The sequence below is a fragment of the Arcobacter sp. F2176 genome, assembly GCF_004116465.1.
Classification (GTDB): Bacteria; Campylobacterota; Campylobacteria; order Campylobacterales; family Arcobacteraceae; genus Arcobacter; species Arcobacter siniprincipis.
Genome location: NZ_PDJV01000011.1, coordinates 57,008 through 82,035, shown reverse-complemented (window position 1 = coordinate 82,035; position 25,028 = coordinate 57,008). Strand labels below are relative to the sequence as shown.

General features: G+C 27.6%; 26 protein-coding genes. 8 read left to right on the top strand and 18 right to left on the bottom strand.

All coding sequences use genetic code 11. The features are described from left to right. Positions 1 to 62: 62 nt before the first annotated feature. Positions 63 to 1,091 (bottom strand): YeiH family protein, encoded by a 1,029-nt coding sequence (locus CRU95_RS11290; RefSeq protein WP_129101232.1) that lies wholly within the window; start codon positions 1,089 to 1,091, stop codon positions 63 to 65. A gap of 102 nt (positions 1,092 to 1,193) precedes the next feature. Between CRU95_RS11290 and CRU95_RS11285 the strand changes: the two genes are divergently transcribed. Beyond that, positions 1,194 to 2,063, top strand: a complete 870-nt coding sequence (locus CRU95_RS11285) for a LysR substrate-binding domain-containing protein (protein ID WP_129101231.1) — start codon at positions 1,194 to 1,196, stop codon at positions 2,061 to 2,063. Here the strand turns inward: CRU95_RS11285 and CRU95_RS11280 are convergent. Continuing rightward, the gene (locus CRU95_RS11280; protein ID WP_129101230.1) at positions 2,060 to 2,941 is read right to left on the bottom strand and encodes a DMT family transporter; all 882 of its coding nucleotides are present in this window, start codon (positions 2,939 to 2,941) and stop codon (positions 2,060 to 2,062) included. The genes CRU95_RS11285 and CRU95_RS11280 overlap by 4 nt on opposite strands. A 124-nt stretch (positions 2,942 to 3,065) precedes the next feature. Here CRU95_RS11280 and CRU95_RS11275 point away from each other — a divergent pair, with 124 nt between their 5' ends. From CRU95_RS11275 to CRU95_RS11260, 5 genes are all read left to right on the top strand, one after another. Further along, positions 3,066 to 4,028 (top strand): D-2-hydroxyacid dehydrogenase family protein, encoded by a 963-nt coding sequence (locus CRU95_RS11275; RefSeq protein WP_129101229.1) that lies wholly within the window; start codon positions 3,066 to 3,068, stop codon positions 4,026 to 4,028. A 277-nt stretch (positions 4,029 to 4,305) separates the two neighbouring features. Continuing rightward, entirely contained in the window at positions 4,306 to 4,869 is a 564-nt protein-coding gene (locus CRU95_RS11270) for a DUF2179 domain-containing protein (protein ID WP_013134999.1), read from the top strand. A gap of 27 nt (positions 4,870 to 4,896) precedes the next feature. Beyond that, a complete protein-coding gene (locus CRU95_RS16815) occupies positions 4,897 to 5,088 on the top strand; it encodes a hypothetical protein (RefSeq protein ID WP_258238691.1) in 192 nt (63 codons plus the stop codon). Then, a complete protein-coding gene (locus tag CRU95_RS11265) occupies positions 5,072 to 6,079 on the top strand; it encodes a N(5)-(carboxyethyl)ornithine synthase (RefSeq protein WP_258238690.1) in 1,008 nt (335 codons plus the stop codon). The genes CRU95_RS16815 and CRU95_RS11265 overlap by 17 nt, the downstream gene beginning before the upstream one ends. A 52-nt stretch (positions 6,080 to 6,131) precedes the next feature. Continuing rightward, positions 6,132 to 6,842, top strand: coding sequence for an NYN domain-containing protein (locus CRU95_RS11260; protein WP_129101228.1), 711 nt, complete (start codon positions 6,132 to 6,134; stop codon positions 6,840 to 6,842). On the opposite strand, the gene CRU95_RS11255 is transcribed toward CRU95_RS11260, so the two are convergent. Beyond that, positions 6,839 to 7,447, bottom strand: coding sequence for a Crp/Fnr family transcriptional regulator (locus tag CRU95_RS11255; protein ID WP_129101227.1), 609 nt, complete (start codon positions 7,445 to 7,447; stop codon positions 6,839 to 6,841). The genes CRU95_RS11260 and CRU95_RS11255 overlap by 4 nt on opposite strands. Then, positions 7,448 to 8,398 carry an N-acetyl-gamma-glutamyl-phosphate reductase gene (gene argC / locus CRU95_RS11250; RefSeq protein ID WP_129101226.1) on the bottom strand — a complete coding sequence of 317 codons (951 nt, stop codon included), beginning with the start codon at positions 8,396 to 8,398 and terminating at the stop codon, positions 7,448 to 7,450. A gap of 194 nt (positions 8,399 to 8,592) precedes the next feature. Between argC and aldA the strand changes: the two genes are divergently transcribed. After that, positions 8,593 to 10,041 carry an aldehyde dehydrogenase gene (gene aldA / locus CRU95_RS11245; RefSeq protein ID WP_129101225.1) on the top strand — a complete coding sequence of 483 codons (1,449 nt, stop codon included), beginning with the start codon at positions 8,593 to 8,595 and terminating at the stop codon, positions 10,039 to 10,041. Between the two features lie 33 nt (positions 10,042 to 10,074). On the opposite strand, the gene CRU95_RS11240 is transcribed toward aldA, so the two are convergent. From CRU95_RS11240 to CRU95_RS11215, 6 genes are all read right to left on the bottom strand, one after another. Then, positions 10,075 to 10,824 (bottom strand): NUDIX domain-containing protein, encoded by a 750-nt coding sequence (locus CRU95_RS11240; RefSeq protein ID WP_129101224.1) that lies wholly within the window; start codon positions 10,822 to 10,824, stop codon positions 10,075 to 10,077. Between the two features lie 48 nt (positions 10,825 to 10,872). Further along, positions 10,873 to 11,346 carry a nuclear transport factor 2 family protein gene (locus CRU95_RS11235; protein WP_129101223.1) on the bottom strand — a complete coding sequence of 158 codons (474 nt, stop codon included), beginning with the start codon at positions 11,344 to 11,346 and terminating at the stop codon, positions 10,873 to 10,875. A 55-nt stretch (positions 11,347 to 11,401) separates the two neighbouring features. Next, a complete protein-coding gene (locus CRU95_RS11230; RefSeq protein ID WP_129101222.1) occupies positions 11,402 to 11,956 on the bottom strand; it encodes a TetR/AcrR family transcriptional regulator in 555 nt (184 codons plus the stop codon). 58 nt (positions 11,957 to 12,014) lie between these two features. Continuing rightward, complete coding sequence (locus CRU95_RS11225; RefSeq protein WP_129101221.1) at positions 12,015 to 13,904, bottom strand: PAS domain-containing sensor histidine kinase; 1,890 nt, start codon at positions 13,902 to 13,904, stop codon at positions 12,015 to 12,017. Continuing rightward, a complete protein-coding gene (locus CRU95_RS11220; protein WP_129101220.1) occupies positions 13,897 to 15,363 on the bottom strand; it encodes an ABC transporter substrate-binding protein in 1,467 nt (488 codons plus the stop codon). Before CRU95_RS11220 ends, CRU95_RS11225 begins: the two co-directional genes overlap by 8 nt. A 75-nt stretch (positions 15,364 to 15,438) precedes the next feature. Beyond that, positions 15,439 to 17,385, bottom strand: coding sequence for a diguanylate cyclase (locus CRU95_RS11215; RefSeq protein WP_129101219.1), 1,947 nt, complete (start codon positions 17,383 to 17,385; stop codon positions 15,439 to 15,441). Between the two features lie 336 nt (positions 17,386 to 17,721). Between CRU95_RS11215 and CRU95_RS11205 the strand changes: the two genes are divergently transcribed. Further along, complete coding sequence (locus tag CRU95_RS11205; RefSeq protein ID WP_129101218.1) at positions 17,722 to 18,948, top strand: lysozyme inhibitor LprI family protein; 1,227 nt, start codon at positions 17,722 to 17,724, stop codon at positions 18,946 to 18,948. Positions 18,949 to 18,961: 13 nt separating this feature from the next. Here the strand turns inward: CRU95_RS11205 and CRU95_RS11200 are convergent, their stop codons facing one another. The 8 genes from CRU95_RS11200 to CRU95_RS11165 all read right to left on the bottom strand — a co-directional run bounded on the left by CRU95_RS11200 (position 18,962) and on the right by CRU95_RS11165 (position 24,836). Next, positions 18,962 to 19,711, bottom strand: coding sequence for a class I SAM-dependent methyltransferase (locus CRU95_RS11200; protein WP_129101217.1), 750 nt, complete (start codon positions 19,709 to 19,711; stop codon positions 18,962 to 18,964). 3 nt (positions 19,712 to 19,714) lie between these two features. Further along, positions 19,715 to 20,239, bottom strand: coding sequence for a YbhB/YbcL family Raf kinase inhibitor-like protein (locus CRU95_RS11195; RefSeq protein ID WP_129101216.1), 525 nt, complete (start codon positions 20,237 to 20,239; stop codon positions 19,715 to 19,717). Between the two features lie 65 nt (positions 20,240 to 20,304). Further along, a complete protein-coding gene (locus CRU95_RS11190; RefSeq protein ID WP_129101215.1) occupies positions 20,305 to 21,156 on the bottom strand; it encodes an AraC family transcriptional regulator in 852 nt (283 codons plus the stop codon). Positions 21,157 to 21,171: 15 nt separating this feature from the next. Then, entirely contained in the window at positions 21,172 to 21,906 is a 735-nt protein-coding gene (locus CRU95_RS11185) for a hypothetical protein (RefSeq protein WP_129101214.1), read from the bottom strand. Then, a complete protein-coding gene (locus tag CRU95_RS11180) occupies positions 21,899 to 22,198 on the bottom strand; it encodes a YciI family protein (RefSeq protein WP_129101213.1) in 300 nt (99 codons plus the stop codon). Before CRU95_RS11180 ends, CRU95_RS11185 begins: the two co-directional genes overlap by 8 nt. A gap of 29 nt (positions 22,199 to 22,227) precedes the next feature. Further along, complete coding sequence (locus tag CRU95_RS11175; protein WP_129101212.1) at positions 22,228 to 23,385, bottom strand: MFS transporter; 1,158 nt, start codon at positions 23,383 to 23,385, stop codon at positions 22,228 to 22,230. Positions 23,386 to 23,560: 175 nt separating this feature from the next. Then, positions 23,561 to 24,415, bottom strand: coding sequence for an AraC family transcriptional regulator (locus tag CRU95_RS11170; protein ID WP_129101211.1), 855 nt, complete (start codon positions 24,413 to 24,415; stop codon positions 23,561 to 23,563). A 49-nt stretch (positions 24,416 to 24,464) separates the two neighbouring features. Beyond that, positions 24,465 to 24,836 carry a carboxymuconolactone decarboxylase family protein gene (locus CRU95_RS11165; protein ID WP_129101210.1) on the bottom strand — a complete coding sequence of 124 codons (372 nt, stop codon included), beginning with the start codon at positions 24,834 to 24,836 and terminating at the stop codon, positions 24,465 to 24,467. Between the last annotated feature and the right edge of the window lie 192 nt (positions 24,837 to 25,028).

The window sequence follows — 25,028 nt, the reverse complement described above, 5'->3', positions numbered from 1 at the left end:
ATTAACAAATATTATACTAATTAAGTTTGTAAAAAGTGTGCTTTTATTTAATTAATATAAAATTATAACCCAATAGTAAACTTTACTATATAAAAACCTCCTAAAACTAACCAACTAAATAGAATAGTTGCTAAAATTATAGGTTTAAATCCCACGCCTTTAAACTTATCAAAACTAGTCTCCATACCTAAAGCAGTCATTGCCATAGTTAAAGCAAAAGTATCAAAAGTATTAATAAGATCTACACCTTTTGCAGAAATAAAGTCAAAAGAATTAAATACAACTACAAGCATAAACATAACTGCAAACCATGGAATAGTTATTTTCTTTTTTTCTTCATTTTTTGATATTCCAGTTTTAATTATAAATATAGATATAATTATCAAAAATGGAGCTAGTAACATAACTCTTATCATTTTAACAATAACAGCATTTTGGGCTACTGCACTACTGATTCCATTACCAGCTCCAACTACATGTGCTACTTCATGAAGTGTTCCTCCAATGTATACTCCCATATTACTTGCATCAAAGGGTATAAGTCCTGCTTTGTACATAAAAGGATATAAAAACATAGCAATAGTTCCAAAGATAACTACAGTTGATACAGCAATTGCACTTTTATAAGCTTGTGATTTTAAAACTGACTCAGTAGCTAAAACTGCAGCTGCTCCACATATAGAACTTCCTGCACTAATTAAGATAGTTAATTCTCTATCCATTTTTAATATTTTTACACCAATAAAATATCCTATTATAAAAGTAAGGCTTACAACTAAAGTTGCTACTGTAAATCCTTGTAAACCTACATCTTGTAAGTTTTGTAAAGTCAATCTAAAACCATAAAGAACAATACCCAACCTTAAAATTGTTTTTGTTGAGAATTTTATACCTGTATTCCAAGTTTGAGGGAATTTACTTTTTATAGTATTGGCATATATCATCCCTATTACAATACCTATAATCAATGGGCTTATTCCTATATTTTTAAATATTGCTAGATTTGAAATATATATTGCCAATAAAGAGAATAAGGCAACAAAAATAATTCCATTTATTGTTCCTTTTCTATTATGTTTACTAAAAGACATCTTAGTTCCTTATTTATTTTTTTGAAGTATAACACCGTGATTTTAATATGTAAAATATATTATTTTTAATATAATAATAAATATTTTCAATAAGGAATAATCATGACCCTAAAAGAATTAAATTTTTTCTATAAGTTAAGTGATAATCCACAAGTAACACAAGTAGCCCAAGAGTTAGGTATAAGCCAATCAGCTATTTCCATAGCTATAAAATCTTTAGAAAATAAATTAAATGAAAAACTTTTTGATAGAGTTGGCAAAAAATTAGTTCTAAATGAGAGGGGAAGATTTTTTAAAGATACAACCTACCCTCACTATTTAGCAATAAAAGATGCCCAAACTATTTTTCAAAAAGATAAGCTAGCAGGACATATGAGAATAGCAGCTAGTAAAACCATATCTAACTATATCATGCCTGATATTTATTATGATTTTTTATCTTTATATAGCGAAGTAAAATTTGATATTGAGACTATTAATTCAACAAAAATACTAGAAAAAATATTAGATTCTAAATTAGATATAGGATTAATAGAGACAGATTATACTCACATAAATATAATAAGAGAAAAACTATATGATGATGAACTTATTATTGTAACTAGTGATAAAAATTACCCAAAAGAGAGTTACATAGATACAATAGAGAAAAAATGGATACTAAGAGAAGTTGGTTCAGGTACTAGAGAAGTACTAATACATAAACTTGGGAAACATGCAAATAAGCTAAATATATTTATGGAACTACATGGTTTTGAAGAGATAAAAAAAATACTCATTGATAACAAAGATTGTGTAACTGCCATATCAAAAGTTGCTGTTAAAAATGAACTTCAAAACAAACAACTCTTTGAAATAAAACTAAAAAACTTTGAGTTTAAAAGGGAGTTTTATTTGATTTACCACAAGGATAAACAAAAAAATCTTCTCTTTCAAACTTTCATTGAGTACTTAAAAGATAGATTAAACTAATCCTTTGATAAAAGGATAATTGTGGCTATTGAAGAGATTAAAATACCAATTAAAACTTTTAGTCCAATAGTCTCTCCATGAGTTATAAACATCAATAAAGCAATACAAGCTGGATTTATATAAACATAAGCCATGACTTTTTTTGGACCTAGATTTATTGATGCTTGTTGATATAAATAAACAGTAAATATAGTTGCTCCAATAATCAAATAAAGCATATAATAAACTAAATTCCCAGTTATTTTTCCCCATTGTAAAGGTATATCCATAAGCACTAAAGCTATTGACATCCAAATGATTCCACTTAATAAAGTTGTAAAAACCAAGACAATAAGTTCATCACCTTTTTTATGTACAAACTTTGTAGATATAGAGTATAAAGACATAGAAATGATTGCAAATAAAAATATAATATCACCTTCATTTAATTCAAACTTTAAAAATAGTTGTAAGTTTCCCTTAAATACGACAATACAAGTTCCAAGAATACCTACAAAATAAGTTATAAACTGCACTAATCCAAATTTTTGTTTAAGTAGAAAGATTGCAAATACAGCAGTAAGCAATGGTACCAAAGTAAAAAGTGTTCCTGTATTTAAAGCTGTCGTACTCTCTAAAGCTTTGAATAATCCAATAAAATACAGAGAATAAAAAAATCCAATAATCATACCCCTTGGAAGTGTTGATAATACTTTATTTCGATATTTTCCATTTACTAAAATAAGTGGAGCTAAGATAATCGAAGCAAAAACAAAACGACAAAGAGTAAGAGATATGGGATCAATCACCCCAGAAAGCTTTTGGGAAGCGATAAATGAACCTGCTACTAAAAAAGTGGCAATCAAAAGTAAAATATGTGCTTTAATCTGATTTGTCAAAATAATCCTTTAATAAATATATTTTAGAATAATAATCAAAAAAAAATGCTTTGTCCTTTACATATGTTGATTTTTATTTGAATTAGTTAAAATACAATGAACAAAAGGAATAAAAGGAAATTTAATGAAAATAGCAATATTAGATGACTATCAAGATGTAGTGAAAAATCTTGATTGTTTTAAACTTTTAGCTAATTATGAAGTGAAAATATTTAATGATACCTATACAAATAGTGATGAATTAGCTTCCAAGTTAGCTGATTTTGATGCTTTAGTTTTAATTAGAGAAAGAACTGTTATAACAGAAGAACTTTTATCAAAACTTCCAAAACTAAAACTTATTAGTCAAACTGGAAAAATAAGCAACCATATCAATCTTGATTTATGCAAAAAATATAATGTGGAAGTTGCAGAAGGTATTGGTTCACCTATTGCTCCATCTGAGTTATGCTGGAGTTTGATTATGGCAGCTTCTAGAAATATTCCTGAATATGTTTCTAATCTATCTCAAGGCATTTGGCAACAATCTGGTAGTTTGGGCTTAGGAAGAACGTTAAATGGTCTTACTCTTGGTATTTGGGGATATGGGAAAATTGGTCAAAAAATTGCCAAATATGCAAATGCCTTTGGTATGAATATTTTGGTTTTAGGAAGAGAACCGTCACAAATTTTAGCAAAAGAGCATGGCTTTGAGGCAACTTCTTCAAAAGAGAAGTTTTTTAAGGAATCAGACATAATTACTTTACATTTACGACTAAATGAAGATACAAAAGAGTGTGTTACAAAAGCCGATTTAGAACTTATGAAACCTGACTCTTTATTTGTAAATACTAGTCGAGCCCAATTAGTACAAAGTGGTGCTTTATATGAAGAAATGTCAAACAATCCTTCTAAAAGAGCAGCAATAGATGTTTATGAAAATGAACCAGCTACAAAAGAGAATGAACCCTTGCTAAGTTTAGAAAATGTACTTTGTTCTCCACACCTTGGATATGTTGAAAAAAATAGTTATGAACTATATTTTAAAATAGCTTTTGAAAATGTTATAGCCTTTGCAAAAGGTGAACCTCAAAACTTAGCTAAATAATTATCTACCATCAATTAATAAGCCCCTTAAAATCTTAAGGAGCTTGCTATAAAGATTTTATTCAGATAGACTCAAATAATAATCGCGTATTACACTAATTTGAAAGTCGCTTCTTAGGCTTGATACCCCGTTACTTGTATAAAATTAAAACTCTTAAACATCTAAAACAGAGCAAAACAAAAATAGACATATCTTCGAAACTGATACATCGTTCATAAAGTTATACCTATAGAATTTCTTAAAGGAAATCAATAAATGAACAAAACAAGAGACAAAAATGTCTGAATTTATAGCGCAATACCCTTATGTCTTAGCCCTTCTTATTTTTTTATCTAGGGTTGCTGATGTTTCTTTAGGAACATTTCGTACTATTGTTATATTTCGTGGCTATAAATTATTAGCATCTGCAATTGGTTTTTTTGAAATCATCATTTGGTTAATAGCAGCTGGTCAAGTTTTTAAACATCTTGACCAATGGCATTTGGCTTTTGCTTATTCTGCTGGTTTTGCTAGTGGTATTTATGTGGGAATGTGGATTGAAAATCGATTTGCTATTGGTAAAGAACTTATTCGTTGTATCTCTTTCAATCGTGATATTTTAGCAGACAAGATACGAGAAGAGGGATTTAAAGTTGTTTCAGTAGATGGAGATATGGGGGAAGACAAACCTGTGGAAGTTTTATTTATCGTTGAAAAAAGAAGAAATATCCCAGAACTTATTCAATTAATAAATAAACTTGATAATAAGGCTGTATATACTGTGTCTGATTTAAAAAGTGTATATGATGGTCCAGACTTTATAAGTAAAAGAAGTTTTTGGAATATGAGAAAGACTAAATAATAAATCAAATTAAAAGGAAATCAAAACATGCATAATTTAAAAGTAGGAGTTATTGGAACTTCAAAAAAAATAGATGAAAGAAGACTTCCAATACATCCAAAACATTTATCGCGTATCCCTAAAGAATTAAGAGAACAACTAATATTTGAAAAAGGCTATGGATCTCCATTTGGTATTTCAGATGAAGAAATTGCATCATTAAGTGGGGGGGGGTATTGATACAAGACATAACCTATTAGCAAATATTGGTGCAGTCATTATCAATAAACCTGTTTTAAGTGACTTAGAAGAGCTAAAAATTGGTGGAACACTTTGGGGATATGTACATTGTGTACAACAAGAAGAGATAACCCAAATAGCAATAGAACGCAAACAAACACTTATTGCCTTTGAAGATATATTTATTTGGTCAAAAGAGGGACAAGTTGGTCGACACACCTTTTACAAAAATAATGAGATGGCAGGATATTGTGCAGTTATTCATGCTTTACAATTAAAAGGCATAGATGGACATTATGGAAATCAGCGTAAAATAGTTATATTTGGTTTTGGTGCTGTTAGTCGTGGTGCTATTTATGCTCTAAAAGCCCATGGTTTTAGAGATATTACTATTTGTGTACAAAGACCAGATAATGAAGTAAGAGAAGAAGTACTTGACTGCCATTATGTAAGAATTCAAGAAGGTGATGAAAATGAAGCGCGGATGGTTGTAGTAGAACATGATGGTTCTATTCGTCCACTTTCAGACTTAATTAGTGAAGCTGATATTATCGTAAATGGTGTTTTTCAAGATACTGCAAATCCTACTGATTTTATTATTAAAGAAGAGAGTTCATGCTTAAAAGCTGATAGTTTAATCATAGATGTTAGTTGTGATGAAGGAATGGGATTCTATTTTGCAAAACCAACTACATTTAAAAACCCGATATTTAAACATAAATGTGTAGATTATTATGCAGTTGATCATACTCCAAGTTATCTTTGGGAGAGTGCGACACGCTCTATTTCAGCAGCTTTAATTGTATATTTACCAACTGTATTAGCAGGAAGAGAAGCTTGGTATAAAAATGATACTATTAAACAAGCTATAAATATTGATTCTGGAGTTATTTTAAATAAATCTATTCTTTCTTTTCAAAATCGACAAGTAGAATATCCTCATAAATGTTTTACAAGTGAAGAAAAAACCGTATTAAATAAAATTGCTTAGTAATTAGGTATAATATTTAATATAAAGGATTTAATAAAATGGATTTAATAAAATGGATGAAATGAGTACAGACAAATTAGCAGTCTTGATTGATGCAGATAATGCACAAGCATCTGTTATCTCTGAATTATTAGAAGAGATAGCAAAATTTGGGATTACAAATATAAAAAGAGCTTATGGGGACTGGACAACTTCTCAACTAAAAGGTTGGAAAGAGCATTTGCATACACATGCAATACAACCTATTCAACAATTTAGTTATACAAATGGGAAAAATGCCACTGATTCTTCTCTTATAATTGATGCTATGGATATATTACATGAAAATCGACTTGATGGTTTTTGTATAATCTCTTCTGATAGCGACTTTACAAGATTGGCTACAAGAATTAGAGAATCAGGTCTAAAAGTCTATGGCTTTGGAGAACAAAAAACACCAGAAGCATTTATCTCAGCTTGTGATAAGTTTGTTTATACAGAGAACTTACGAGAAATAAAAGAGATAACCCAAACAAATAATGAACAAAATAAATTAAAAGATATAATCACAAAAGCTGTAATGGCCGTATCAGATGATGATGACTGGGCAAATTTATCAGCAGTAGTTAAACATATAAATAAAAACTACCCTTCATTTGACCCAAGAACATATGGATATGATAAGTATGGAAAACTAATGAAATCATTGGATTATCTTGAGTTAAATGAAATACCATTTAATAAAAATAGAAATGTACATATATTTATAAGAGTGATTGATTAGTTTTCTTTTATTTTTTTTCTAATTCTACTTAGCTGTGTAGGAGTAATACCAAGGTGGTTTGCTATATGGTGAAGTGGAATTCTGTTTTGTATATTTGGATTGTTTTTTATGAAACTTTCATATCTTATACTTGCATCATCAAATATTAGAGAAATCTCATTTTTTTCTTTTATAATTACCCAGTTTTTTTCTAGATAATTTATATAAAAGTTTTTAAACTCATCGTTTTTTTCTATTAGTTTTTTGTACTCTTTAAAATCAATACATATTAAAATAGAGTCTTCTAAAGCATCAATACAAAGATACGAATCTTCACCTGTTAGAAGTGAAACTTTTGAAGCAGAAAAATAGTTTTCAGAAAATAAATTTTTAGTATAAATAGCACCGTTAGAATTTAAAAAAAAGGTGCGCAAAATACCCTTACAGATAAAGTAGATATATTTTGCAAGTGAGTATACATCTTGTAAAATCTCACCTTTTTTTGCTTCTTTTAAAAAGCTTATTTTTTTTAACTTTTCAAAAGAATCATCGGAAAAGTCTTGATACTCTTTACAAACTTCTCTTAACTGTTTAAAACAATCAAGCTCTTCCTTTTGATTTGACATTTATAGCTTTAAGCCCAACTTTTCATCAACTCCTAACATGATGTTCATATTTTGAACAGCAGCTCCTGAAGCACCTTTTCCTAGATTATCAAGTCTTGAGATTACAAGTATATAATCTTCGCTTTCATAAACTGAGATTTCGATTCTATTTGTATTGTTGCATTTCATTGCATCTAAAAACCCATCATCAAGATATTCAAAATCATCTTCAATGATTTTTACAAACTGCTCACACTTATAGTACTCTTTATACAAGTCTACTATTTCATTTCTAGTAATCTTTTTATTTAAAAGTTCACTTTTTATTAAATAAGACATTACCAGCATACCTTGCTCAAAGTTACCAACACTTGGGGTGAAAAATGGAGCATATTTTAATCCTAAAACATGTTTCATTTCAGGTAAATGTTTATGAGATAATCCCAAGGCATAAGGTCTTTGGCTTAAAAATTTTCCTTCATTTTTAGGGTCTTCATAAATATCAATTAAACCTCTACCTCCACCACTATATCCTGTGATTGAGTGACATACAATCTTATCTTTTGGTGAAACAATTTCATTGTCAATTAGAGGTTTCATAGCCATAATAAAACCACTTGCATGGCAACCTGGCACACAAACTCTGTTAGAGTTTTTTATTTTTTCTCTTTGTGTAGGAGTTAATTCAGCAATTCCATAAGTCCAATCTTCATTTGTTCTGTGAGCTGTACTTGCATCTATAACTTTTGTATTTTCATTTGTTATAAGTTTTACTGATTCTTTTGAAGCAACATCAGGTAGACATAAAAATACTAAATCAGCCTCATTTAATAGCTTTGTCTTAACATCAATATCTTTTTTATCATCTTCTGAAATCGTCAAAATTTCAAGCTCTTTTCTATTCTTTAACATCTCGTGGATTTTTAATCCAGTTGTTCCAAATTGTCCATCTACAAATATTTTATATTTCATTTAGTCTCTTTTATATATTTATATTAGAATTTTAACTTCATTTTCTTTAATGTTCACATTTTTATTAATGTATTTTTAAAAATAGTACCATAAAAACTTAATAGAAAAACCTAATTTCTTTTTATTTATTATTCATTAACTATGAAAGAGTAACATATTCCTTACACAATTAAAACAATCTAAAGGAGAATATTATGGAAGAAGCAAAAGTCTACCAAATGTACATAAATGGCGAGTTTATCAATCATGTTGAAAAAGAACCAGTTATTAATCCATCAGATAAACAAATTATTTCTTATATTCCAATAGGAACAGAGGACGATGTTAATCAAGCTGTTGAATCAGCCCAAGAAGCTCAAAGCTCATGGGAAAAACTACCAGCAGTTGAACGAGGAAATTATCTTAAAAAAATTGCACAAAAAATTAGAGATAATGCAAGCATGTTAGCAAGAGTTATATCAGAAGAACAAGGAAAAGTTTTAGGTTTAGCTACTGTTGAAGTTAATTTTACTGCCGATTATATGGATTATATGGCTGAATGGGCTAGAAGATATGAAGGTGAGATTATTCAAAGTGATAGACCAAATGAAAATATTTTTTTATTTAAATTACCAATAGGAGTTGCAGCTGGTATTTTACCATGGAACTTTCCATTTTTCTTAATTGCTAGAAAACTAGCCCCTGCACTTTTAACAGGAAATACAATAGTTATAAAACCTAGTAGTGAAACTCCAAACAATGCCTTTGAATTTGCAAAATTAGTAGATGAAGTTGGACTTCCTAAAGGAGTATTCAATCTAATAAGTGGAACAGGAGCTGAAGTGGGAAGCCCTCTTGCAGGTCATGAAAAAGTTGGAATTGTAAGTTTTACAGGAAGTGTTCCAACAGGTGTTAAAATCATGGAAGCAGCTGCAAAAAATGTGACAAAAGTATCATTAGAACTTGGTGGAAAAGCACCAGCTATTGTAATGGCAGATGCAAACTTAGATTTAGCAGTTGAAGCTATCAAAAACTCAAGAGTTATAAATAACGGTCAAGTTTGTAATTGTGCTGAAAGAGTTTATGTGCATAAAAGTATAGCAAAAGAATTTATTGAAAAAATGACAAAAGCTATGGAAGCTACAACTTATGGAAATCCATTAAAAGAAGAAGTTGATATGGGACCACTTATTAATGAAGATGCAATTAATCATGTTCAAAGCTTAATAGATACTGCAGTGGAAGATGGAGCAACTATTACAACTGGTGGAAAAAGAGCAGAAAGAGATGATGGTTTTTATTACGAACCAACAGTTCTAGTAGATGTAAAACAAGATATGGCTATCATCCAAGAAGAAATATTTGGGCCAGTACTTCCTATTATGACTTTTGAAACACTTGATGAAGCTATTGCTTTAGCAAATGATAGTGAATTTGGATTGACTTCATCTATTTATACACAAAATATCGATGTGGCAATGAGAGCTTGCAAAGAGATAAAATTTGGTGAAACATATATCAATAGAGAAAACTTCGAAGCAATGCAAGGATTCCATGCAGGATGGAGAAAATCAGGTATTGGTGGAGCTGATGGTAAACATGGTTTAGAAGAGTTCTTACAAACAAAAGTTGTATATTTACAATACGATTTAAATAAACAATAAATTATATAAGTAAGGAATTTCCTTACTTATATATTAAAAAAATATTTCGTAGTTTAAATCTTTTCTATGAATCAAATTCTCACTATCAATTATTTTAAACCCTTCATTTTCCAAAGCAGTTTTTACTATCTTTTTATTAAAAGGATGAACATCATCAAGATTTAAATAAGTATCAACATCCATCCATTTAGCTTCTAATATTTCATCTGTATCTATTATATTTATCTCTTTTGTTAAAGCAGTAGCACGACACACAAGATAAAGATTTGATTCATTAAATTGTCCAGGAGAAATATGTCTTAAACTTATTATGGAATCAAATTTAATATTTATACCTGTCTCTTCATATACTTCTCGAATCAAAGCACTAGTAATATTTTCACTATCATCAATATGACCACCAGGAAGTTTATAACCTTGATAAATTTTATCTTTGATAACTAATAGTTTATTATCAGCTATTACAACTGCCCCTACTCCTAAAGTATGGTTTGTAGCAGTTGGAATCACAGGTTTTTGAATAAGTTTTTTCACTAAAGTAATATCTCTCTCATTACAATGGTGAAAAACAAATCCATGATTTGTAAGTATGGAAATCAGACTTGATTCTTCAATCATTAATTTTATCCATAATAACTTTTTATTTTCTAAGTTTTCAAGAATTAGAAGTAAGTCTTTCTCAAAATCTTCTATATCTTTAGGTATGGTTGAAGTATCAATTATACAACCATCGTATTGATCATTTTTTAAAACTATCATTGTAAAGTCAAATTTTTCTGTCATAATTATTATCTCTTTTTTAAATGAGAGAATTTTAACACAAAGTATATTTTATAAACCCATTTCACTCAAACTTGCATAATCATCTGGTCTTGTATTTCCATTCCACAAAAACTTTCGTTCATCTTCTTTTATTTTTAAATCATTTATACAAGCATATCTATTTTTCATAAGACCATTTTCATTGAATTCCCAGTTCTCATTTCCATAGCTTCTATACCATTGTCCACTCCCATCGTGCCACTCATAGGCAAATCTTACTGCTATTTTATTCTCAGTATATGCCCATAACTCTTTACACAATCTATAGTCCAACTCTTTTTGATATTTATTTTCCAAAAACTCAATAATCTCATCTCTTCCATTTATAAACTCATCTCTATTTCGCCAAAGACTATCAATAGTATAAGCAAGAGATATTTTTTTTGCATCTTTACTGTTCCATCCATTTTCTGCCATTTTTACTTTTATACTAGCACTTTCATAATCAAAAGGTGGTAGTGGTTTTCTTATTTCTGTTTTCAAATTTTTCCTTTCATCAACCAAACGATTGTTTATATAGATAATTCAAAAAAAATAACTACAATAATTGAGTTATTTTTTCACCTACACTTAGATATCTTTTTTTTGAATCAAAAAGATTCATCATCATAATTTCACCTTGTGTCAATGACACATATTCTTTAGCTAGTTTCAGAGAAGTATCTTTACCATATTTTGATTCTAAAATTTTTGCCAAAGCTTTTTCCCAAGCCAAAAAATATGACTTAATCTCATCTTTAAACTCTAAGTTTACTGATGAAACTTCTAAAGCTAAGTTTCCTAACAAACAACCGCCAACGCTTTCTAAAAAATACTCATCTATTTTTGAAACAAAAAGTTTTAGTTTTTCTTTATCCGATAATTCATCTCTAAAAGCAATATTGTAAATATTATTTTTAAAATATTCATGGATATATTTTAAAGATTCTAAACCTATTTCATCTTTACTTTTAAAATGATGATAAATACTACCTTTAATTAAACCACATGACGCAGCTATATTTGCCATAGAAGTATTATGATAGCCTCTTATTTTAAAAAGTTTTATTGACTCTTTTAAAATCTCTTCTTTAGATGTTTTTTTGATTGCCATTTATTTTCCCAAACGATTGTTTGGTAAAATATTAGCTTATTTTTTAAATCTTGTCAAATTATTCTTTTTTTTCTAAAACATACTCTTCTGCAGGAATTAAAATTGTAAATTCTGCTCCCATATACTCTTTATTTTCATGTGTAAAAATCTTATTTTCAACAGTTATAGAGCCATTCATATGTTTTTTAATCATCTCTTTTGACATATATAAACCAATTCCTGTACCTTTATCTTCAGCTTTAGTAGTAAAATATGCATCAAAAACTTTTTTAATAATATGTTTTGGAATTCCTCCTGCGTTATCACATATTTTTATTTCTACACATTTGCATTTAGAAACATTTTTTGAAACTTCACTACCACAAACCTCTATCTCTTTTGCTTTTACAAATATTAGTTTATTTTCTGACTTAATTTTTTCTAATTCATCTATTGAATTATTTATGATATTCAATAATACTTGTATAAATTCATTCTCAAAACCAAAAGCTTTTACATCTTCAATATTTTTTACAATTTTTATTAGTTTATTTTTAAGTTTTGACTCAACTAAAGAGAATACATTATCTACTACTAATTCTATTTTGAAGAATTTTGCTTCTTTATCTGGTTTAAAATAATTTCTAAAATCATCAATAGTTTTATTTAAATGATTCACTGTATTTTCAATACCAACAAGCGACTCTTTTAAAAACATACTATCTAAACATTCATAATCATTTTTCAACCTAATTCCTGTAGCACTAGTAAGAATAAAAGATAGAGGCTGTCTCCATTGGTGAGCTATATTCTCTATCATCTCTCCCATAGAGGCCATTTTAGATTGTTGTGCTAGAAGTTTGTCTTTTTGGAATAACTCTTCTGCAATCTTCTCCTTTTCTGTAATATCAATGTAAATACCAAGTATTCCAATTACTTTATTATTGATATCAAATAAAGGAACTTTTGAGGTTAATACTTTTATTAATTCATTTTTTTCATTTGTTTGGGTTTCTTCGATTTGTAATCTAGCTATTCCACTTTTCATTATACTATTATCATCACTAATATATTTTGAAGCTTCAGTATCTTTCCAAGGCATTTCGTAATCAGTTTTTCCAATTATATCTTCTTGTTTTTCACATTTAGCATCATGTAAAAAGAATTTATTTGCACCTACATATACATTATTTTTGTCTTTCCAAAATACTGAAGCAGGAACAGAGTCAATTATATTTTGTAACAACTTTCTAGAGTTTTTCAACTCTGATAAACTATCTCTTAAACTATTTTGAGTAGCCATTAATTTAACTTCAATTTTTAAAACTTTTTTATTCATAATAAAAATAATTGTCACAGTTAAAATTATGATAAAAAGAAGAAAAAATATTGAATAATATGTTGTAAGTGTTATTTGTCTAGAAATATAAGTATAATCATTTTTATCAATTTTTGTAAATTCATCTAATATGAATTTTTCATATTGAAAAAGAAACTCTATTTTTTTTGTTAAAGAATCTATAGTTAAAAACATCTTACTATTCTCTTCTAAAGCAAACATTTCACCCTTTAGCATTAGAAGAGATTTTTCATGTAGATTCTGCGGTTCTAATAACTTACTATTAATAATAGCCTTAATATCAGTTATCTCTTTTTTACTTATGTACCATAAATCTTCAATCTTCTTATTTCGTACAGGAGATAACAAAATTATCTCTTTTTCAAACTTTTCAATGGATTTAGACCACAATTTTGAAGTCTCAGCTAAGTTTTTTGTTATTAAAAGTGCTTCACTATTAATTTTCATTTCTAAAAAACTATTTTTCACATTTGTAATTAAGATTAACTGATTATTAAGAGATTTTATTTTATTCAATGAAATAAATAATATAGTACTAATTAAAATCAAACCTAAAGCAAGTACTAGAAAACTATATAAACTAATGTCTTTTATTTTCAAATCACTCATTTAAAGACTCCTTATAAAATCTTATCTGGTTTTCAATTCCAAGCTCTTTTGTTATTTTATTCCATTGTTGAGCTGTAAGATCAAGTGCTTCTTGGGGAGTTAATTCTCCTATTATTGCTTTATTTAAGTACTTATCAAAACTATCATAATATAAATCTGCCCCTGGAATTCTTATATCCATAACAACATTTTCATTTGACAATGAATTAGATATAACTTTTAAATAATCTTTAGCTGAATCTTTTGAAAATGAATTATTTTCCCATAAATCTAAGTTTGTTAAACTAAGATGAGAATACCTTGAAGGGTTAATTCCACTCCATCCTACAGTAACATATCTTGTTGTCATTTCTTTTGAAGTTAAATAAGTTGCAAAGTTCAATGCCAATTCTTTATTTTTTGCATCTTTATTAACAACTACTACCCAGTTACCACTTATTGAAGATGGATTATTGTATAAATTTTCCCATTTATTAGTTTTAGAATTATATACTCTATTAGATCCTGGAAGTTCTGCATATCCAACTTTATTTTTAACAATGCTTTCTTTTGAATTTTGAGCTAATGCACCAGTATTTGCCCAATCAATAGCCATGGAAACATTACCCGCTATAAAACTTTGTCTAACATCTGAAGGTGCAAAATTTAAAATCTCTTTAGGTGAATATTTCATAATATCAATATAATCTTCTAATGCTTTTATAAAAGCTGGATTGTTTATCTTTGGATTCATATTCATATCAAAATAAAATTCTTTATAATTTGGATATTTTGCATAGGCAGCTGCTTTTGCAAAGAATTGAAGTAAAGTCCCATAACCTCTTCTTCTGCTTTCAGCAACACCATATTCTATCTTTCCATCATTATTCCAATCCCAAGCATTAAAAAACTCAGCGATATCCTTGTATTGCTTCCAAGTTTTTGGAACCTCTAAGTTATAGTTATAAATTTTTTTAAATCTTTTTTTATACTCTTCATTTTCAAAAATATCTTTTCTATAATATAAATTAATACAATCACCATCATAAGGAAGAAAATAATTTTTATCATTCCAAGAAAGTACATTTTCTTTATAAATTGGTAATACATCTTGCCAATCTATTTTTTCTTCAACCCATTTTGGTATTTCTTCAGCATGTCCATCAGCTAATAAAGAACCCGCCCAAGATGAAAAAATCACAAAAACATCATAATTTATCTTTTCATCTACAAAAGACTCCTTTATCTTTGGAATCATATCATCCCAACTAGGAGAAACTATTCTTATTGTTGCGCCAGTTCTATCTTCGAACTCTTTTACCTCTTTTTTTATAGGACCAGTAATTGCTTTATCAAAATTAGGAGAAAGTATAGTAATAGTTTGATTTTTATATTTTAAATGGGAATCGTTACTTTTATCATCACAAGCATTAAATACTAAAAAAAATAAGCCAAGTAGAAAAATTTGTGAGATTTTCATAATATTTCCTAATCATTTAATATTATTATTTTAGCTTAAAATTTCTCAAAATTATCAAAAAATAAATTTTTAAAGTTATTTTTTAAAAATACAAACTCTATTTCTACCACCAGCTTTAGCTTCATATAAGGCGATATCTGCAAAATTTAATAACTCTTGTATGTTATAATTATCACTATTTGTAGATACTCCAAATGAAGCAGTAAAATCACATAAAGTCTCTTTTGTTAAATTTATTTCCCCTTTTTCAATTTCAATTCGCAATCTTTGTGCAATTTGTTCTGCTTCAAATACATCAGTACAAGGTAAAGAAATAGCAAATTCTTCACCACCAATTCTACCTATGATATCTATATCACGCAATACAGTTCGGCTTATATCTGCAATTTTTTTTAATACTAAATCACCCACATTGTGTCCATATTTATCATTTAATAATTTAAAGTGATCTATATCAAACATAATTATTGATAGAATACCTCCAAATCTATGGTTACGAGATATTTCTAATTCTGATTGTTCAATATAATATCGTCTATTTGGTAGATTTGTTAAAAAATCAAAATATGCTCTATGTTCCAACTCTTTTCTAGCATTTCTATTTTCAATTGCTATAGAAGCTAAATTTGAAGCAAATTTAATGCGTTCAAAATCTTGTTCTTTAGGTAAAGTTGGTTTATTATGATAAATAGCAAAAGTTCCTAAAACCTCACCCGTTGATGAAATAATTGGTTCTGACCAACATGAATATAAATTGGCTTTTTTTGCTAAATCTTTATAATCTTTCCAATACTCATCTTCCATAATATTTTCAACAATTACACGCTCTTTTAAATAAGCAGCTGTTCCACAAGAACCTACTCCTACTCCTATTTCAACTCCATTAATTGCTTCATTAAAGAAAGCAGGAAGAGAAGGAGAAGATCCAATTAATAAATATTTTTTATCTTCTAATAACAAGATACTACAAATAGATGTTTTATCTTCTAACTCAATTGTTTTAATAATATTATGCAAAATATCTCTTAAATCAACACCCTTTGCTACCATTTCTAACATATTATCATGACTACGATTTCTAAGTTCATTCTTCCAATGTATTGTAATATCACTAAAATTACTTAATCTTTTTTCTCCTATCCATGATAACCGAATCAGTGTTCTACGGTTAGTACCATCTTTACAGGTAATAGTTGCTTCTAATTCTGGTGGCTGTTGTTTTTCATTAAATGACTTTATTACTTTATTATTCCATGGAATAATAAGATTTTCCCTATATTGTTTATTTGGGAAAGCTTTTATAAACCAAACCATTAATGTTGGTATATCTTCAATGGTATATCCAAAAAGCTCTGTAAACTTGTGATTTACATACTCTATTTCACCATTTTTGTTTGTCCATCCAATCCCTAAAGGAGAAAAATTTAAAATATCTTTTAATTCAACACTTTGTTCATTGGTTTTTTTTAGATTTTGTTCTAATTTATCTTCTCTTTGTTTTGACAAACTTCCAGATACTAAAAGTTCAATCATTTGAAGGATACAAAGCATTAAAGATTTTATTTTCTCTTCTGTAACTATTGGTACTTTTTGTATAGCTGCAAGATAACTAGTTTTATCATAATTATATTTTTCAGCTTGAGAAATAAAATAATCTAGATTTGGAGAGTCAAATAAAACTTGTCCTAAAAATAGTGTTGCAATAACTTGGTTATTTACAATAATTGGACTTGAATAATCTATCAAACCATTCTTACACTTTTTTTTAGAAATAGGCTTTTTTGATAAACTTTCAAATAAGGAAATATTACTTTCTTTGCAAAAGTTATTTGATTCAATATTTTTTATGTGAAAATTATTACAAGCATCACTCCAACCTGATTGAACAATTATTTCTCCATTTTTATTGATAATTCCATTAGCTATTCCAGTTGATTCAAAAAAATTATTTAAAATCTGTCTAAAAGATTTAATATCAATTAATTCACTTATCTGATAATCTTCTTTTTTATTAATGTCCATGTAGTCCTTGTATATTAACTGATATTTTGATGGAATTATATTTAAATATAATTCTGCTTAAATAATAATTAGAATTACTTATATTTATTTATATATGTTTAAGTTGCATAATAATTTATTTTTAAGAGAAAGTATCTTTAAAAGCCAATTGATGCAAATGGAAGGTCTAAATAAATGGGTTAGAACAGGACAAGAAGAGCTAAAAGGTTACGATGTTTTAACAACTGCTATGAAAGAAAAAGATTTAATGAAAAATAACTGGTAGGATTTTCCTACTAGTTACCTAAAACTCTATTTAATAAACTTACTATATAATCATTAAAAAGAATAATTATAATGAAACTTTTAAGCCTACTTATTTTGATATTTTTCTCATTGAACTTTTGTTTTGCAGAAAATGAAACAGACCTCCTATCAAAAGCAGACAATCTTTATAAATCAGGTAAAACATTACAAGCAAAAAAGCTATATGAAGAAGCTGCAAAAAAAGGAGATGCCAAAGCTCATTTTGCACTAGCATATAAATATGTACTTACAAAAGAACAATCCATTTATCACTTTACACAAGCTGCAATAAAAGGTCATGAAAAAGCATTAGCTTATGCTTTGGATGATTTACTTTTTAGAGTAAATGATTTAGAACTTGCAAATCCTAAAAAAGCTTTAGAAGTATATAAACAAGCTAAAAAGAGTAATCCAAATATAAAATTATATGATGAAAAAAACATAGTAGAAACTCTAAAGTTAGCAGTAAAATCTAGTGATTTTGATGCAAAAGCATTTATAAAAAAATACAATATAAAAAATACAAACTCTTCACCTTATTTCATATGGGAACTAGCCCAAGAAGCAGCAAAAAATGGAAGATTTGGAAAAGCCAATGCAAAACTTGTTTTTGATTTGGTTGTAAGAGGAGGAAATGTACCAGCAGAATATGAGGAAGCAGTAAAAGCCACATATAAAAATTGGCAAAAAGGTATTGCTAAATTTGACTTGTGCAATTTTATCACAAGTGGTATGGGTATGGGATATTGTGCAAAAAAAGAGGAAGAAAAACAACAAATAAAAAGAGATAAAGAGATAAAACAATTTAGAAATATACTTTCAAAAGAAAATCAAACATTATTTAATGATACTTTAAAATATACAAATAAATTTATCGAAAAAAAGGCTATTTTAGAAGAAGGACATGGAGGTTCAGGAAGAGCTAGTTTTCTAATAAATTCAGAAACTAAACAAAAAAACGAATATTTAAAACTACTAAAAAAGGTACAAAAAGGTCTTACTCCCAAATTAAAGTATTCTTTAAAATACTATGACAAAAAATTAAATGAAACATACAAAAAAGTTCTAAAAAAACTCAAAAAATCAAGTATAGAATATACAATGTCATATCCAATAACCTTTGATAATATAAGAACTGTTCAAAGGATTTGGATAAAATATAGAGATGCTAATACTAAACTCTTTTTAGCAATAAACCCCTCTTCAAAAAAAGAAAATTGGGAAGCATATTTAACTAAGCAAAGAACAAATCAATTAAAACTAATATTGACCTATTAGAAGTAAATACTATTTACTTCTTAATAGCCTTAACTCTTAATCTTACATAATCAGCAATCCAACCATTCTTTTCATTATATAGTTTTGGTGTTAATATCTCTTTTACTTCTTCTTTAAACAATACTTTTTGCTCAGCTGTTAAATTTTTAGTTATGCCATTTGCAAATATATCTAACCAATTTGTGATATCATCAATTGGTGTTGGTCTTGGTATTAGTTCTATATATTCTACAGTAAAACCATTATTTTCCAAAAGCATTTTATACTCTGTATCACTTAAAAAAGTCCAAGGATTATTAAACTCTCCCCAGGAAGGATACTTATCAAAAACTTCTTGCATAGCATCAGTTAGACTCTTGATATTTCCATAGCCACCAAATTCAGCTACAAATCTACCCTCTTTTTTTAATGCTTTATTTATCTTTTGAATTGCAAGTTCACTATTCTTTACCCAATGCAATACTGCATTTGAGAAAACTGCATCAAACTCATTTTCAAAATCCAAATCTGTAGCACTTCCAACACTTGCTATTATTCCTTTAGATTTTGTTTTTTCAACCATATCTTCACTTAAATCTATACCAATAACTTCAGCCTTTGATTTTTTTATCTCTAAAGCCAAAGTTCCCTCACCACAACCTAAATCCAAAATTTTCTCACCCTCTTTTGGATTTAGTAATTCAACTACCCCTAATGCCAAATTTGATACAAAATTTGCATGTTTTTTATATTTGTTTGCATTCCAACTATTTGATTCTTTCATATATTATCTCCCATAATAAGCAATAATTGATGATTTTTCTATGGCATGGGCATTAATCATATATCCAACTAAAGCTGTTGATGCATTTTTATTTAAATCAAGTTTATCTATATCTAAAGCATACACTGTAAAAATGTATCTATGAGCCTTATCTCCAACGGGAGGACAAGCACCACCAAAACCAGTTTTACCATAGTCAGTCACACTTTGAATGATATTTGAATATTCTTTATTTCCAAAACCCTTTTCTAAACTTGTTTTATCTTTTGGAATATTAAAAACTACCCAATGCCACCAACCACTTCCTGTTGGAGCATCAGGATCATAAGCAGTTATTGCAAAAGATTTTGTTCCTTTAGGTGCATCTTTCCAAGAAAGTTGTGGAGAGATATTTTTTCCAGTACAACCAAAGCCATTAAAAACTTGTTCATTTGAAAGTTGCCCTTGTATATCATTACTACTTAAAGTAAAACCTTGGGCAAATAACAAACCAACACTAAAGATTAATCCAATACATATTTTTTTCATACTCTTCCTTTTTGTAAATCTATAAGTATTTTACAAAAGTTTAAAATATAAATGTACAAGAAATCTTAGATTTTATGTCGGAATTCTTTAGGTGTTTGCTTATGATATTTTTTAAATTGGGAAATAAACCATGAAACAGTAGAGTATCCACAAGTTGTAGATATATCTGAGATGCTTTTATTAGTAGTAGTTAAAAGTAAAACTGCTTTTTCTAATCTTTTTGTATCAAGCCATATTTTTGGAGTTTGGTTAAACTCTTTTTTAATATATCTTCTAATTTTATTTTCTGATAATCTTGTGATTTTACACATATCATCAAGGGTTTGGATAAGATCAATGTTTGATTCTAGTATATATTTGATTCTATCTTGACTTGTAGCTAAAATTGAGTTAAAAAAAGAGTACATTTGCTTTTCATTATGTTTTATTGCTTGTAGAAATATCTCTTCAATTTTAAGTTTTAAAAGATTTTCATTGAAATCAACTTTTAAATATTCTTGAAAAGTTTGTACACTATTTTCAAATAATTTATCACTTTTATAACTTGCCTTTACTGTACTCTCTTCATCTTTTGTATTGATTTGAATATTATATTTATTTATAAAATCAAAAATAAATTTATCATCAAAATATACTAATAATGACTTGTATTTAGAATCATTAACCAATCTTTCACTCATATAATAGTTATTTTGAGTAAGAAAAAATATATCTGTTTTTTGTATATTAATATCTTCATTACTTAGATGAATAACTTTTGAACCTTCAAGTACTATACCCATACTATGCATTGTTGTTCTTGCATATACATTGGAGTTTTGTGTTTTAGTAATATAATTTAAACACAATAAATCATCTATTTTTAAAAGATTTTTATATTTATTTTCAATAAAATAATTTGGCACTACATAGGTCAAGATGATTTTTCCTTTTTAAAATACTATTTTCATCAAATCGTCATGAATAAATTTATAATTTAGTTTTGATACAAGCAAATCATTCTTTACTATTTTTTTATTGCTTTCATTTTTCCCTGAATCAAAAGTTGGAACAGGTAAACCTGATACTTTTGCACAATAGGTATAAAACTCTTTTTTTGTGGGATGGGAAGGAGCAGCACAATTAAAAGTTTCATCAAAAATATCTTGTTTAATTACATTTCCTATTATACTAATACAATCATCCCTATGTATCATATTTACAGGTATATTTGCATCTTTTACAACTTTGCCGTTTGGGAAAAACTTTGCAGGATTTCTTCCATATCCTATAAGTCCTCCAAATCTTAAAATTGTTATTTTGAGATTTGTCTTTTTAAATAGATTTTCTATTTCAATTAAAGGACTTGTTTCATCTTTTAATACTGAAATTGAACTAATAAAAACAATTTTTTTGATATTTGAATTGAGTATATGTTTTATCAACTCTTTAAATCCATCAATATTTTTTGAAGGTATATTTATAATCAAAATATCTGAACATAAAAACTTATCAACCTCATCATTTAAATTAGTAGTATCCACAATAAATGGAGTGATATTTTCACCTCTTAATCTATCAATTTTTTCATTTGTACTTGTAGATAATTTTACAGAAAATTCTTCTGATAATACTTGGGCTAATGGAAAACCTAACCAACCACTACCTAAAATGCTAATATTATTCATTTACATTTTCTTTCAAATTTTCAAATTCATCTAATGTCATACTTGGAACAAACTCTATTATTTCATAATTTGCGACATTTACAAGTTTAAATGGATCTTGGGATAGAACTTCTAGTAACTTCTCTTTTGAATCAAGTTTTGAAAGTATCACTCCACCATTTCTTGGAATTTTTCTTCCTGAAGCTATAAAGTTACCTTCTTTATATTGCTCTTTTAAATATTTTATATGGGCTTCAAGATGAGTATCTACTTCATCTAGTGGTTTTATATAAGTTAAATTTATTATAAACATTTTTATCCTTTATTAATTAACAGCTATTACTACATTTTTATTATGTAACTATATACAATTATCCCTAAAGAGATAATTGCTAGAGTTAATAATTGCAAAGTTACAAGATCCCAACCACCTTTTTCCCAACATAGTACTCCAATAAAAGTTCCAATTGAACCACCCACAAACATCGCAGATATATAGGCTGTATTTATTCTACTATGTGCTTTTTCATCTAAGCCATAAATTTGAGATAAATTATTGATTTGAATTGCTTGAAATCCTATATCTAAAAGTAGAGTTGCCACAATAAAAGCATATAAATTTGTATCAAATACTTTAATTATAATTACACTAAGTATTATCATCAATATAGAAATCAGTTTAATTCCATTTCCATTTATCTTATCTGATATGTTCCCAATATAAGGGGCTAATAAGGCACCTGCTACTGCTAGTATACCAAATAGTCCAATAATGTCACTATCATAATTAAAAGGAGCTTGGCTTAATTTGAAAGTTAAAGTTGTCCAAAAAGAACAGAAAATTCCAAATGAAACTGCAATCAATAAGGTATTTCTTCTAAGTAGTGAAAATCTTTTTAACTGATAAATTGATGATTTTAAAAGTGAAAAATAACTATTTTCAAAGTGCGGTTCCATGTTTGGCAAAGTCTTTGAGATAAAAAATATCGTTGCAAATACCAAAAGAGCAGAAAAACCAAATATCACATGCCAATTATCAAACCAATCAGTAATATATCCACTTAAAGTTCTTGCTAATAATATTCCAGTTAATAATCCACTAAATATAGTTCCTACAACTCTACCCTTATCTTTTCCACTCATAGCTGCTGCCATTGGAATAACAACTTGTGCAGAAACTGCAAATAATCCAGCCATAAGACTTAAAATATATAAAACAAAAATATTACTTATAAATGAAAGTCCAAGTAAAGATAGACCTAATAAAACATGTAAAATAATAATTAGTTTTTTTCTATCCATCTTATCACCAAGTGGACTTACAAAAAATAGTCCCAAACCATACCCAACTTGGGAAAATGTAGTTAGATTTCCTACTGCTAGATGACTTACATTTAAGTCCTTTGCAATATCATTTAAAATTGGTTGATTATAATAGATATTTGCAACACTAATTCCTGCTGTTGCTGACATGACAAAGATTTGTTTTTTAGTAATCATTAATTAATATACCTTTATGTTTTTTAATAAGATTGTATCACGCCTCTATTAAGCTAGGCTTTCTAAATGAATAAATTTATTAAATAGAAAACAACTTTATTAAAAAAACTCCTTTTTTAATTTTGAGTATTATAAATAAATTTGGGAGTTTAGAGTATAAGAAAAGATGATTATCTTATAAGTTTTGTTCCCTATAGAATAAAGGGGTAGTTTTATAATATTTTTTAAATTGTATTATAAACCAAGAGACACTTGAATATCCACATGAAGTTGCTATCTGTGATACACTTTTTTGAGTATTTTTAAGTAGCAGAACAGCAAAAGAGAGCCTTCTTTCATCTAACCACTCTTTAGGATTTTGATTATAAAGTCTATTTACCTCTTTTCTTAAGGCTTTTGAATTAAGCCTTGTGAGTTTACACATATCATCAATATTATTTATGATATCAAGATTCTCTTCTAAAATATATTTTATCCGTGAAGATTTAGTTTGTACTATCTTATTTAAAAAAGCTGTAAATTTTTCTTTATCTTTTGAAAGGGAGTATAAAAAAATTTCATCAAGTTTTAACTTTACTAAGTCAAGACTATTATCTATATTTGTTAAAAAATATTGATTTATTGTTTGAGCACAACTATTTATAAATTCATCTCTTTTAAAAGATAAAATTCCATTTTGTGCGAGTGTATCAATAGTAATATTGTATCTTTTTATAAAATTAAAAACATATTCGTCATCAAAATATATCAATATAGATTCAAAGTCATTTCTATCTCCAAGAATTTCACCCATAAAATAATTGCCTTGAGATAGAAAAACTATATCACTAGTATCTATACTTATGTCATCATCATTAAGATGTAAGATTTTTCCACCACTTATTAATAAAATAGCTAAATGCATACTGTTTCTTAAAGAGATTTTATCTTTTTTATATGTTGATGACTTTGCTACTATAACACTATCATCATGTATTATTTGATATAAATCTTTATTTTCAAAAATATAATTGGGTAAAGTAATAATCATGATTAATTATACTTTTTTTTGCATAAAAATATTTACTCTTATTTTAATATCAATTTTCATTAAATACCTCTTTTGCAGCAAACAGGGCATTTAAAGCACAAGGGAAACCTCCGTAAACTGCCATTTGCATAATCACTTCTACAATCTCTTCTTTAGTACAACCTACATTTAGTCCTGCATGAATATGCACTTTTAATTGTGCTGATGCATTTCCCATAACTGTAAGTGCTGCAATAGTTGCAATTTCTCTTGATTTTAAATCTAATTTTTCTCTTGTATAAATATCTCCAAAAGGAAACTCAATAAGCAAATCTGCAAACTCTGGGGCAATATCTTTCAATGACTCAATTACTTTTTCCCCTGCACTACCATCTACTTCTTTTAACTTCTCCCAACCTCTTTTATATCTATCTGATTTCATAATAATCCTTTATTTTATTTATGAAGATTATAAGTCAATCCAAGAAGTAAAAGTATAAGAAAAAAGACTTATTTTATAAGTTTTGTTCCCTATAAAGTAATGGGGTAATTTTATGATACTTCTTAAACTATATAATAAAGAAACACTTGAATAACCACAAGAGTAGAAAAAAATAATTTTTTTTTAATTAAA

Bases quoted from the DNA above. Each gene is read 5' to 3' on its own strand.
- CRU95_RS11290 (WP_129101232.1), bottom strand. From the start codon at position 1,091: ATGTCTTTTAGTAAACATAATAGAAAAGGAACAATAAATGGAATTATT.
- CRU95_RS11285 (WP_129101231.1), top strand. From the start codon at position 1,194: ATGACCCTAAAAGAATTAAATTTTTTCTATAAGTTAAGTGATAATCCA.
- CRU95_RS11275 (WP_129101229.1), top strand. From the start codon at position 3,066: ATGAAAATAGCAATATTAGATGACTATCAAGATGTAGTGAAAAATCTT.
- CRU95_RS11270 (WP_013134999.1), top strand. From the start codon at position 4,306: ATGTCTGAATTTATAGCGCAATACCCTTATGTCTTAGCCCTTCTTATT.
- CRU95_RS16815 (WP_258238691.1), top strand. From the start codon at position 4,897: ATGCATAATTTAAAAGTAGGAGTTATTGGAACTTCAAAAAAAATAGAT.
- CRU95_RS11260 (WP_129101228.1), top strand. From the start codon at position 6,132: ATGGATGAAATGAGTACAGACAAATTAGCAGTCTTGATTGATGCAGAT.
- CRU95_RS11255 (WP_129101227.1), bottom strand. From the start codon at position 7,447: ATGTCAAATCAAAAGGAAGAGCTTGATTGTTTTAAACAGTTAAGAGAA.
- argC (WP_129101226.1), bottom strand. From the start codon at position 8,398: ATGAAATATAAAATATTTGTAGATGGACAATTTGGAACAACTGGATTA.
- aldA (WP_129101225.1), top strand. From the start codon at position 8,593: ATGGAAGAAGCAAAAGTCTACCAAATGTACATAAATGGCGAGTTTATC.
- CRU95_RS11240 (WP_129101224.1), bottom strand. From the start codon at position 10,824: ATGACAGAAAAATTTGACTTTACAATGATAGTTTTAAAAAATGATCAA.
- CRU95_RS11230 (WP_129101222.1), bottom strand. From the start codon at position 11,956: ATGGCAATCAAAAAAACATCTAAAGAAGAGATTTTAAAAGAGTCAATA.
- CRU95_RS11225 (WP_129101221.1), bottom strand. From the start codon at position 13,904: ATGAGTGATTTGAAAATAAAAGACATTAGTTTATATAGTTTTCTAGTA.
- CRU95_RS11220 (WP_129101220.1), bottom strand. From the start codon at position 15,363: ATGAAAATCTCACAAATTTTTCTACTTGGCTTATTTTTTTTAGTATTT.
- CRU95_RS11215 (WP_129101219.1), bottom strand. From the start codon at position 17,385: ATGGACATTAATAAAAAAGAAGATTATCAGATAAGTGAATTAATTGAT.
- CRU95_RS11205 (WP_129101218.1), top strand. From the start codon at position 17,722: ATGAAACTTTTAAGCCTACTTATTTTGATATTTTTCTCATTGAACTTT.
- CRU95_RS11200 (WP_129101217.1), bottom strand. From the start codon at position 19,711: ATGAAAGAATCAAATAGTTGGAATGCAAACAAATATAAAAAACATGCA.
- CRU95_RS11195 (WP_129101216.1), bottom strand. From the start codon at position 20,239: ATGAAAAAAATATGTATTGGATTAATCTTTAGTGTTGGTTTGTTATTT.
- CRU95_RS11185 (WP_129101214.1), bottom strand. From the start codon at position 21,906: ATGAATAATATTAGCATTTTAGGTAGTGGTTGGTTAGGTTTTCCATTA.
- CRU95_RS11180 (WP_129101213.1), bottom strand. From the start codon at position 22,198: ATGTTTATAATAAATTTAACTTATATAAAACCACTAGATGAAGTAGAT.
- CRU95_RS11175 (WP_129101212.1), bottom strand. From the start codon at position 23,385: ATGATTACTAAAAAACAAATCTTTGTCATGTCAGCAACAGCAGGAATT.
- CRU95_RS11170 (WP_129101211.1), bottom strand. From the start codon at position 24,415: ATGATTATTACTTTACCCAATTATATTTTTGAAAATAAAGATTTATAT.
- CRU95_RS11165 (WP_129101210.1), bottom strand. From the start codon at position 24,836: ATGAAATCAGATAGATATAAAAGAGGTTGGGAGAAGTTAAAAGAAGTA.